The 10,341-nt window shown below is 45.0% G+C and carries 10 protein-coding genes; 4 read left to right on the top strand and 6 right to left on the bottom strand.

Annotated elements, in window-relative coordinates:
- Positions 1–37: 37 nt before the first annotated feature.
- Both ACH10T_RS12040 and ACH10T_RS12035 read right to left on the bottom strand, forming a co-directional pair.
- The gene (locus ACH10T_RS12040) at positions 38–523 is read right to left on the bottom strand and encodes a hypothetical protein (RefSeq protein ID WP_394809508.1); all 486 of its coding nucleotides are present in this window, start codon (positions 521–523) and stop codon (positions 38–40) included.
- Between the two features lie 28 nt (positions 524–551).
- Positions 552–1,262, bottom strand: coding sequence for a glutathione S-transferase family protein (locus ACH10T_RS12035; protein ID WP_394809507.1), 711 nt, complete (start codon positions 1,260–1,262; stop codon positions 552–554).
- Positions 1,263–1,395: 133 nt separating this feature from the next.
- Here ACH10T_RS12035 and ACH10T_RS12030 point away from each other — a divergent pair, with 133 nt between their 5' ends.
- Positions 1,396–1,755: a winged helix-turn-helix transcriptional regulator gene (locus ACH10T_RS12030; protein WP_394809506.1), complete on the top strand. Its 360-nt coding sequence runs from the start codon at positions 1,396–1,398 to the stop codon at positions 1,753–1,755.
- 65 nt (positions 1,756–1,820) lie between these two features.
- On the opposite strand, the gene ACH10T_RS12025 is transcribed toward ACH10T_RS12030, so the two are convergent.
- From ACH10T_RS12025 to ACH10T_RS12010, 4 genes are all read right to left on the bottom strand, one after another.
- Positions 1,821–3,194, bottom strand: coding sequence for an ammonium transporter (locus ACH10T_RS12025; RefSeq protein WP_394809505.1), 1,374 nt, complete (start codon positions 3,192–3,194; stop codon positions 1,821–1,823).
- 315 nt (positions 3,195–3,509) lie between these two features.
- Entirely contained in the window at positions 3,510–4,019 is a 510-nt protein-coding gene (locus ACH10T_RS12020) for a CNP1-like family protein (protein WP_394809504.1), read from the bottom strand.
- Positions 4,016–6,004 (bottom strand): DUF3501 family protein, encoded by a 1,989-nt coding sequence (locus ACH10T_RS12015; RefSeq protein ID WP_394809503.1) that lies wholly within the window; start codon positions 6,002–6,004, stop codon positions 4,016–4,018. The genes ACH10T_RS12020 and ACH10T_RS12015 overlap by 4 nt, the downstream gene beginning before the upstream one ends.
- Before the next feature lie 117 nt (positions 6,005–6,121).
- On the bottom strand, positions 6,122–6,541 hold the full coding sequence (locus ACH10T_RS12010) for a rubrerythrin family protein (protein WP_013966504.1): 420 nt from the start codon (positions 6,539–6,541) through the stop codon (positions 6,122–6,124).
- A 493-nt stretch (positions 6,542–7,034) separates the two neighbouring features.
- On the opposite strand from ACH10T_RS12010, the gene ACH10T_RS12005 reads away from it, so the two are divergent.
- The 3 genes from ACH10T_RS12005 to leuD all read left to right on the top strand — a co-directional run bounded on the left by ACH10T_RS12005 (position 7,035) and on the right by leuD (position 10,327).
- Positions 7,035–8,180: an MFS transporter gene (locus tag ACH10T_RS12005; protein ID WP_394809502.1), complete on the top strand. Its 1,146-nt coding sequence runs from the start codon at positions 7,035–7,037 to the stop codon at positions 8,178–8,180.
- Positions 8,181–8,262: 82 nt separating this feature from the next.
- Positions 8,263–9,675: a 3-isopropylmalate dehydratase large subunit gene (gene leuC / locus ACH10T_RS12000; RefSeq protein ID WP_394809511.1), complete on the top strand. Its 1,413-nt coding sequence runs from the start codon at positions 8,263–8,265 to the stop codon at positions 9,673–9,675.
- Positions 9,676–9,688: 13 nt separating this feature from the next.
- Positions 9,689–10,327, top strand: coding sequence for a 3-isopropylmalate dehydratase small subunit (leuD, locus tag ACH10T_RS11995; protein WP_394809501.1), 639 nt, complete (start codon positions 9,689–9,691; stop codon positions 10,325–10,327).
- The last annotated feature ends 14 nt before the right edge of the window (positions 10,328–10,341 follow it).

Here is a 10,341-nt window from a genome sequence, read left to right as displayed (position 1 = left end):
AAGCATCGAAAAAAGAACATAAAAACTGATTAACCAACTAAACCAGGTGGAAAGTTTTAGACGCTGATACCTGGAAAGTTTTCAACGCTGATTGACAGAATTCACCGAGTAACGATATGAATTCTAATTCCCGTTGGTTCTTCATCATGGAAATTAATTGGGATTTCCAGCTCAGCGTGACCGGTGCATAAGCCCGCAAGGTCGCAATCGAAGAATAGCTCCGCAGAATTATTTCGACAGTAAACGCATTGTATGCATTGATCAGGAAAGCGAGCTGTTCGGATTGATCCCAGTCTGAGAAATCACTTTTCTTAACCGCTGAGAGTTGTGATAAATATTTTTGTAACTGCCCATGATTGAGAGCAAGTCCATAGTAATTGACTTGACTGGCCTGTTGTTGGTTGATTCTATAAACATGCTCGCGCAGCAAATCATCCCAAGTCGTATGATCAAATCGGGCCGCTGATGCAGTATTTGCGATGCTGCATAACAGAACGATCCATAGAAATCGCTTAATTGCCATTAGGGTATTCCGTTGCTCATGATATCTATCAAGTGCTTTGCAAGTCTGGATAAAACTCACGTTCGATTCGATCGACATAATTGACGAGATTGTTCTTGGTTAGGCTATATTCTTTCAACGGTGATTCAATGGGGCAGCCGATGATATTGATGAGCAACCCAAAAGCTGTGGTATCCAGCGTGGTGGGTTGGTCACCCAAGAAATAGGGTTTGTTGCCGAGGCTTGCAGATAGCGCATCCATGTCCTGCTTGCCAAGTGCGAAGATTTCTTCAGCTTGGTGTCTACCGGTGCCATGACCCAAAATCTGCTGTTTGATTTTACGGCGCCAGCCACTGGCGACAATGTCGCGGATAATGGGCGGTAATCCGCCAAAAATTGCTTGTTTATTGACTTGCCAATTTTCATCCGTATATTGCCAGCGCGAATAAAGCGCAGCCCAAAATAAATGTTCTTCAAGTAAACGCTGTATGGCAACCGATAGGGCTAATTTTTCTTCTGGCAGTCCTTTATCCATGTCTTTATAAGTTGATTTGAGATGTGTGATGATAAAACGCGAATCACCCAAAGCTTGGCCGTTATCTTCGATGTAGGGCAGTTTTCCTTTGGGTGCGCCTAAAGGAAGCGCCGGTTTAATTTCATATTCGATCTCCGCCATGCGCAAGTAGGTTTCTATTTTGCAACAGAAAGGACTTAAATTTGGAATTCCCCAAGTGCGTTCAAATTGGTAAAGTTTTAGCATGTCAGCTCCTCATTAGTAATAATTTCAATGCTACTTGTATAGTGCAAGTTACTTTATATTATAAACTTGTTAATTGCAAGTCAGTATATTACATTACTACCTTTCTGATATTTTCTGAGTAAGGTTTTGGCGTATGACGAACAATTCGAACAAAACCATCTTTGAGCGATCGCATTGCCCGATTGCTTGCGCGCTAGATCAGTTGGGGGATAAGTGGTCTTTGCTGATTATCCGTGATCTGTTGTTGGGGAAAAGGCGATACCAAGAGTTTCTGACATCACCGGAGCGCATTGCCACAAATATATTGGCGGATAGACTGAAAAAGCTGGAAGCTGCCGGGCTTGTTATTCAACAAGCTTATCAACAAAAACCGGTACGTTATGAATATATTCTGACAAAAAAAGGAGAGGATTTGCGACCGGTATTGGAAGCTTTAGTTAAATGGGGAAAAGCATATTTTCCTGGTGCTACGGTTTTTAAGTCCCATGAATAACGACCAATTAGTGCAGAAAACGAAATCCCCCGCTGCAAGCAGCGAGGGTTGGAACTGAAGAGATATTAAGTCTGTGATTCTGGTTTTGCTTCAGTATTCTGCGTCTGTGTTGCCGCAACTCTATTTTCAAGAGTCATGATGCGGGACTCCAGTCTTGCCACCAGTGCTTTGGTTTCAGGCGATTCAACTGGGGCCTGTGGTTTTGCGGCATGCGTTTCCAGAATTTCCACGCGCGTTTGTAATTGCTCCGGCAAATTCTCTGTTTCAGGACCTGCAAGGTGTGTAAATTCCACGCTATCTTCATAAGGCTCGCGTGTGGTGCCGGTCGCTTTGACGATGGCACCAGCGATCAATCCGCCGGTAATGGCAATGATAAGGGTAATCATGATGCCGTTGAATTGCGCAATGGCAATATCCGGTACTACGAAGAAAGCACTGAGTCCACCTATTAATCCAGGCATACCGTGCAAGTTATGCACGCCACAGGTATCGACGAGTTTGAATCGGGATTCCAATACTGGCTGCAGGAAAACATAACCTAAAACAGAAACAGTACCAGCCAGCAAACCAATGCCAAATGCGCCGGTTGGAGACACTACATCGCACAAAGAACCGATAGCTACACCACCCGCCAATGCCGCATTGGCCATATCGACCATGGAGGTTTTGCCGTTGTGCAATTTGGAACTGAGAAAATAAGTAGCAATCGTTGCGCCAGACAGTGCCAGCAATGTATTGACGACCGTTTGCGGCATATTTTCCAATGGCACCAATGCTGTGGCAAAACTTGGCCAGAATATCCAAAGCACCATTGAACCCAACATGGCAAAGCGATCAGAAGTATGATCCGATTCGATCGGCTTGCTGCGTTGATAAGCTGTGGTGAGGACAATGGACATACTTAATCCAAAATAGGCACCAAATGCATGAATCACAATTGAACCGGCTGAGTCCTTAAAACCGGTGGTATAGCCAATCGCATCATCGAGCACGAGCCATTCATTCAGTAGATAAAGCGGAACGACTAAAAGAGCGAGCAATGCGTATTGAAAAACACGTAGACGCCCTAGTACAGCACCCATGGCGATTAATGCCGTGGCGACTGATAGCTCGGCAAATAACAACGAATCCAGCGTGTGCGGTGATAACTGGTGGCCAAAGATGCCATTAGCACGTAACAGGATGTAGAGCGGAAGTCCAACGGCGACGACGAGATAAGTGCCAGTTACGGCACCAAACCCATAGCGGCGGACAAATACCATGAGAAAACCAAAACCGACCAGAAGCATGGTCAGGATATTGATAATGTAATTATATTTTGCAACTACTTGTGCTTCACTCACAACAGCTGCTACTTCACTAGCGCTGACCCAACTGCTGAAACCTAGGAGAAACAGCCCCACTACGCTGAGTAGTGTTAAGCAAAAGCCTTTGTTCATATGATTCTTCCTTATTTTGGTTGTTTGGGATATTTCTGGGGAAACACTGTTTAATACTTGGTAGAAACTTCAGTTATCAATAGGGTTACAATAATTGATTACTACGTTCTGTGGCGAGACCTTTAGAGCGTGTTTTAATTTGAATGCAGATCAAATCCCCGGTCAAGAGTGTGAACTCTAATTACCATAAAAACAATAGGGTCTAGATAGATTGTTGATTATATTTGTGATGAGATTTGGGTGCGAGCAGGGGTAATCTTTGATAAAAACCGGTACTAAAGAGGGGGCGTGTATTGGCGATAGAGAATTGCTCCGCTAACGGAATATGCTTCGATGCATGCCTGCTTTTAAGGACTCGATGGCTTCCTTAGGCGTGCTTACTATTTGCTGATGGGGACAAAAGATATTTTTGGATAGTTCTCGTTGTGCATAGAATTGCCGGACAAGATCGAGCTTTTGCCATTCCGATATGCGAGGTTGTGCCCAGGTTTTATCATTCCGGCCTAAGGCATACACTTTTCTTTCTCTGGTGGCGCAGCGGATACCTTCATAACTGACATTCAAGGCGCCTGCAGAGGATTTGATAACTAAGCTAAAGCGAATGACACCATCTTCACCTATTTTTATGGAGGTTGTGTCAACGAAATATTGATTATCGCTGACAGCACCTGCATCGAATGCCATCAGATTTTTCTTATCCGGGTAAGCGGGGAGTTGTGTCAGTTGTTCAACCCAGGGTTTGTCGCTTTCAAATTCGTCTTTGAATGCTGGCTTAGCGCAAGCAAACAAAAACAAGATGCAGATCAGCGTAAGTGCTCGTTTCATGCAGCAGACAAGTCATTTAACAACGATGCGCGAACGCTGGCATCAATGGCATCTATTGTTGCCTGATAGGCTGGGTGATCAATGCCCATACTTAACGCTGTGCCTTGCCGGAGGGATTGGATCATTTCAGGGGTGAGCTCAAAACGCAGGAAATGAACGGACGAGGTTTTTTCGCTGGTTTCCCGTTCCAGATCTTCGTCGGAAATCGCATATACGGGCGTATGCCCGGCAATTTTGACCCACACTTTATCTTCGATGCCTACCATGGTAGCCAATTTGGCTGCACGCACCGTTGGATCCGGGTATTCAATCATCATGGTGGCTTTCCAGTTATGTCCATCGGGAATCAATGGCGTATAAGTCTCAAGCTCATGAATGATCTCTTCTTCCTGAAAAATACGTTCTACGTGCAACATTTCCTGAATTTGATAACGAACGGTCAATTCATCTTCAAAGATCAGCGTAATATTTTCTCCCAGAGCGATTTTGCGTGTTTTCTTATGTGTCATTACTTGCGCGCGGAAATCTTTGCGTATTTTGGCATAAGCTTCCAATGTCAGCAGGTTGTCGTGGGTTATTGGCGTCATGTATTTTTCACCGGGTTGTGTGGTATGGGTGACTGGTGGATTGGATTCGACCAAAGGCTGAAGATCGGCATCAATGCCATAAGCCATATGCAATAAAGTGAGCGGGTGTAATTTCTGCGCTTTGCTTTCGCCTATGCCTTGTTCGATATGCCGCGCGGCGATGGCGCAATCCGAACTGATGTAATCTGGATCTGATGCGGCCATTTGTTTGAAAACCGGTCGGCCAATTTTCATCGAGTCGGCAAAGTGTTCGCTTTTTACGCCCCAGGTGCCGTCATGGCCTGAACAGCGTTCTACGACGTTTATTATTGTATCGGGTATCAGTTGCAGGATATCGCGAGTCTTTTTGCCAATGTTTTGCACGCGTTGATGGCAGGGGATATGGTAAGCCACATTACCCAGCGATTTTTTGAAAACCGTCTTGAGTAAGTTGTCTTGGTTTCTTAATGCCAGATATTCAAACGGATCAAACATGGCAGCTGCAACAGCCTGAACCGCTTTATCATCCGGAAACATCAGTGGCAATTCCTGTTTGTACATCAATGTACAGGAGGGCACGGCGGAGAGAATGGCATAGCCCGCTTGGGCCAGTTTCAGTAAATGGGGAATATTTTCATTTTTGAGTTTTTCCACTGCTTCCAGATCACCCAGTTCCAGTTTCGGCATGCCGCAACAGGCTTCTTTTTCCACCAGGCAGGTTGGAATTTCATTATGTTCCAGTATCTTCAGTAAATCGTGACCGATGCCCGGTTCGTTATAATTAATGTAGCAGGTAGCATAAATAGCGACCTTGCCGGGCGTGCGAGTGCCATTTTTTACCGGAAAAGTATCGTTGGGTTTAGCGTTTGAGCGGAATTTATGGGTCGTGTATTCAGGCAGTTTTCTATCAGCATGAATTCCCAACATGCTGTCCATTAATTTTCTGGTAACCGGGGTTTTATTAATGGTGTTCACGGTTTGAACCACCACGGGGATAGTGGCGAGTTTGCCCATCAAATCAGTGCTGGAGAGTAATTTGTCACGAAAACCGGCGCCCTGACTTTTATATTTGGCTGCCTTGGCACGTAACATCAGATGCGGAAAATCAATATTCCACTCGTGCGGCGGCACATAAGGGCATTTGGTCATGAAACACATATCGCAAAGATAGCAGCGGTCGACCACTTCCCAGAACTGGTTTTTGTTGACGCTATCCAATTCACCGGTAGCGCTTTCATCAATCAGATCAAACAAGCGTGGAAAAGCTGTACAAAGATTGACACAGCGGCGACATCCCTGGCAAATATCGAAAACGCGCTCCATTTCCTGATTCAGACTGGCTTCGTTATAAAAATCAGGATTTTTCCAGTCAATGGGATGACGTTTCGGTGCTTCGAGACTGCCTTCACGAGTAGACATAAACGAGTTTCAGCGGTAGAAAAATTTTTCGATTAGAGGATGGGGTTTAGCCAACGGTATAATTGTTAGATAAACCCCCATGATTCCATGCAATAAGCGATCGTATCGTGTAACGAATTAATCGGCTAAGCTATCCAGTGCGCGCTGAAAGCGATTGGCATGTGAGCGTTCAGCCTTGGCCAGCGTTTCAAACCAGTCAGCGATTTCGTCAAAACCTTCATCGCGTGCTGTTTTTGCCATGCCTGGATACATGTCGGTGTATTCATGCGTTTCACCTGCGATGGCTGTTTTCAGGTTATCGCGGGAAGCGCCGAAAGGCATGCCGGTAGCCGGGTCGCCACAGTTTTCCAGATATTCCAGATGGCCATGCGCGTGACCGGTTTCACCTTCAGCGGTAGACCGGAATACAGCAGCGACGTCATTTTGTCCTTCTACGTCGGCCTTAGCTGCGAAATATAAATAACGACGGTTAGCTTGAGATTCACCGGCAAAAGCGGCCTTCAAGTTTCCTTCTGTTTTAGATCCTTTAAGTCCCATCATTTTCTCCTTTTTAGATTAACGAGTTTTTGTAGTTGTTAAAGATGAAAAAAATGTATTTACGTATCGCATAAAACTTAGATTGACTGAGAAACGCAGGCGTGAGGTGATGATTCTGCATCTTGCCAAAGTTTTCTTCAATCTAATCAGAGCATGGCGAGCGCGTGAAAATACAAAATCCAATCTGTGCAAGGAGACTATCGAAGGGCTTGTGGATTGTCAACTATCTGGGTGTAGAACAAGTAAACTTTTGGGTTAGTAGCGAAAGGTCCGCGATGTTTTATTAAGGCATCTGATGAAGTCGTATCGAGTTGATTGCCGCTTGCTTCTCTTAGCTGCATGGAAAGCGGGAATTCTAGTAAAATGGATCCTTCTAGGAAGCTATCCTCGTTACACCCAGTGAGTGTTTGGTATTCAATTTTTAATTTCACCTAACAGACAACGTTTAACCAACTATTTTTTAGTTTAATCACTGCGTCAATTAACTCAGTTTATGCCTTCACTTCCTTATTGGCGCCTTTCCGGTTTCTATTTCTTTTACTTTGCGGTGATTGGCGCATTTGCACCGTATTGGAGCTTGTATTTGCAATCCCTTGGATTTAGTGCGTTGCAAATCGGTGTATTAATGTCATTGCTATTATTTACCCGGATTTTCTCGCCTGCCGCCTGGGGTTGGTTGGCCGATCATATGGGAAAGCGCATTCGGGTTGTGCAGATTGCTGCTGCAAGTGGATTATTAAGCTTTTGTGGTTTTTTCCTGGGCGAATCGTTTGCCTGGGTATTTTTTGTTATGTTGTCAATGAGTTTCTTCTGGAGCGCCTCGTTGCCACTCATGGAAGCAATTACACTGTCACATTTGGGTGACCGCACTGATAAATACGGGCGTATTCGATCTTGGGGTTCCGTCGGGTTTGTTCTGGCAGTAGTCGGTATCGGTTATTTCTTGCAAAGCGTGGAAATTATCTGGTTACTTTGGATTATTCTGGGATTAAAGTTTGGCATTTTGATTTTTTCTTATCAGATTCCTGAGAAGGAAATTATCAATTACACCGCAGGATTGCATACGGTACGGCAGATCTGTCTGCGCCCGGAAGTCATGGCTTTTTTGATTGCCAGCTTATTGATGTTGTTTGCGCATGGGGCTTACTATACATTTTTCTCAATCTATCTGGTTGAACATGGCTATGACAAGGGGTTTATCGGATGGTTATGGGCTACCGGTGTGATCTGTGAAATCGGCATTTTTTTTATTATGCCGTGGTTGATGCGGCATTTCAGTTTAAAGCACATATTAATTTTTAGCTTTGCCTGTGCCATTTTGCGTTTTCTACTGATAGGGCAGGGGGTTGCTTGGCCGGTAATTATCGTCTTTGCACAAGTTTTACATGCAGCAACTTATGGCGCGCATCATATTGCGGCCATGATGGTGATACATCAATTCTTTCATGGCCGTCATCAAGCGAAAGGTCAAGCGATTTATACCAGCATTGCTTATGGATTGGGTGGCGCTTTGGGAGCAATCTCTAGCGGTTATACCTGGGATTGGCTGGGGGCGGAGACTACCTTCTTTATCAGTGCTGCCGCGGCGTTAACCGGATTGATCTTAATCGCATGGAAAATGAAACCATTCAGTCATTAATAGATTGTGCTGCGTATAGTTTGTTGAATCAGTAAACTTTATGGGATAATTGCGGGCTAATTAAAAAATTTAAATTTGTATGATGCAAACGTTATACGACAAGCTGTGGAATCAACATGTGGTTCATACTGAATCGGACGAGCCGGATAGTATGGCATTGATCTATATTGATCGCCATTTAGTGCATGAAGTGACTAGTCCGCAAGCATTTGAAAGTTTGAAGCTGGCTGGACGGAAACCTTGGCGTCTTGATTCTATCCTGGCAGTTGCAGATCATAATGTTCCAACGACTGATCGCAGTCATGGTATTCATGACCCCATTTCCCGTTTGCAAGTCGATACATTGGATCAGAATTGCGATGAATTGGGGATTACCGAATTTAAAATGCAGGATTTGCGTCAAGGAATTGTGCATGTCATTGGCCCTGAGCAAGGCGCGACATTGCCTGGCATGACGGTTGTTTGTGGCGATTCGCATACCAGTACGCACGGTGCTTTTGGTTGCTTGGCATTTGGTATCGGCACTTCAGAGGTTGAGCATGTATTAGCAACGCAGTGCTTATTGATGAAAAAAGCCAAAGCCATGCGCATTTCTGTTGAAGGCAGCTTGGGTTTGGGCGTTACCGCTAAAGATATCGCTTTGGCAATTATCGGCGAAATCGGTACTGCTGGTGGAACGGGTTATGCGATCGAATTTACTGGCAGTGCCATTCGTACGTTATCCATGGAAGGACGAATGACGCTGTGTAATATGGCGATTGAAGCCGGCGCACGTGCTGGTATGGTGGCTGTTGATGATACAACGATTGATTACATTAAAGGACGGCCTTTCGCACCCAAAGGAGAGTTGTGGGATAGGGCGGTTGCGTATTGGCGCACACTGCAGAGTGATGTCGATGCGGTTTTCGACCGGATAGTCGCTTTAGATGCTGCACAAATCAAACCCCAGGTTACCTGGGGGACTTCTCCTGAAATGGTAACTACGATCGATGGCACGGTGCCGGATCCTTCTCTTATTATCGATGAAGTGAAACGCCATGATATGCAACAAGCGTTGAATTATATGGGGTTAGTTGCCAATACACCGATTCAACAGATTACCCTCGACAAAATATTTATCGGTTCTTGCACCAATTCACGCATTGAAGATTTACGGGCGGCAGCACAAATTGTTAAAGGTAAACGCATTGCCTCGACGATCAAGCTAGCGCTGGTTGTGCCTGGTTCAGGTTTAGTCAAGAAACAAGCCGAACAAGAAGGGCTGGACCGGATTTTTCTCGCAGCCGGGTTTGAATGGCGTGAACCCGGTTGTTCCATGTGTCTGGCGATGAATGATGACCGGCTGACTGCCGGTGAACGTTGCGCTTCCACATCAAATCGAAATTTTGAAGGCAGGCAAGGCCCCGGCGGCAGAACACATTTGGTCAGTCCGGCAATGGCTGCAGCCGCCGCAATTGCCGGTCATTTTGTCGATGTGCGCGAAATAAGCGAGTGAAATAATAAATTAAATGGAAAAATTTCATACTTTTACTGGCTTGGTGGCACCGCTGGACCGTGCTAATGTTGATACCGATGCGATCATTCCAAAACAATTTCTTAAGTCAATCAAACGCTCGGGTTTTGGTCAAAACCTATTCGACGAATGGCGTTACTTGGATCATGGAGAGCCGGGAACGGATCCGGGACAGCGCCAGCCGAATCCGGAGTTCGTATTAAATCAACCACGTTATCAGGTCGCACAAATATTGCTGGCACGTGCAAATTTTGGTTGCGGTTCAAGTCGTGAGCATGCGCCGTGGTCACTTCAAGATTATGGTTTCCGTGTCATTATCGCCCCCAGTTTTGCGGATATATTTTTTAACAATTGTTTTAAGATTGGTTTATTACCGATCACTCTTGATGCGGTAGTACTGGATCGTTTGTTTGAGGCAGTCAAATCAACTGAAGGATATAGTCTCACGGTAGATCTACAGAAACAAACAGTGAGTACGCCAAACAATGAGGAATTTAGCTTTGCTGTCGATACTTTTCGTAAACACTGTTTGTTAAATGGGCTGGATGAGATCAGCTTGACGCTGCAACAAGCAGAAAAGATTAAACAATTTGAACAAAAACGATGCAGCGAGCAGCCTTGGCTGTTTATGTGAATGACATTGCTGAA

The sequence above is a fragment of the Nitrosomonas sp. genome (genome assembly GCF_043753625.1).
Lineage (GTDB): Bacteria > Pseudomonadota > Gammaproteobacteria > Burkholderiales > Nitrosomonadaceae > Nitrosomonas.
The sequence above is the reverse complement of the archived record's forward strand: the minus strand, read 5'-3'. Positions and strand labels throughout refer to the sequence as shown.

Coding starts and splice junctions, on each gene's coding strand:
- ACH10T_RS12005 (WP_394809502.1), top strand. CDS start 7,035: ATGCCTTCACTTCCTTATTGGCGCCTTTCCGGTTTCTATTTCTTTTAC.
- ACH10T_RS12035 (WP_394809507.1), bottom strand. CDS start 1,262: ATGCTAAAACTTTACCAATTTGAACGCACTTGGGGAATTCCAAATTTA.
- leuD (WP_394809501.1), top strand. CDS start 9,689: ATGGAAAAATTTCATACTTTTACTGGCTTGGTGGCACCGCTGGACCGT.
- ACH10T_RS12025 (WP_394809505.1), bottom strand. CDS start 3,194: ATGAACAAAGGCTTTTGCTTAACACTACTCAGCGTAGTGGGGCTGTTT.
- leuC (WP_394809511.1), top strand. CDS start 8,263: ATGCAAACGTTATACGACAAGCTGTGGAATCAACATGTGGTTCATACT.
- ACH10T_RS12040 (WP_394809508.1), bottom strand. CDS start 523: ATGGCAATTAAGCGATTTCTATGGATCGTTCTGTTATGCAGCATCGCA.
- ACH10T_RS12030 (WP_394809506.1), top strand. CDS start 1,396: ATGACGAACAATTCGAACAAAACCATCTTTGAGCGATCGCATTGCCCG.
- ACH10T_RS12015 (WP_394809503.1), bottom strand. CDS start 6,004: ATGTCTACTCGTGAAGGCAGTCTCGAAGCACCGAAACGTCATCCCATT.
- ACH10T_RS12010 (WP_013966504.1), bottom strand. CDS start 6,541: ATGGGACTTAAAGGATCTAAAACAGAAGGAAACTTGAAGGCCGCTTTT.
- ACH10T_RS12020 (WP_394809504.1), bottom strand. CDS start 4,019: ATGAAACGAGCACTTACGCTGATCTGCATCTTGTTTTTGTTTGCTTGC.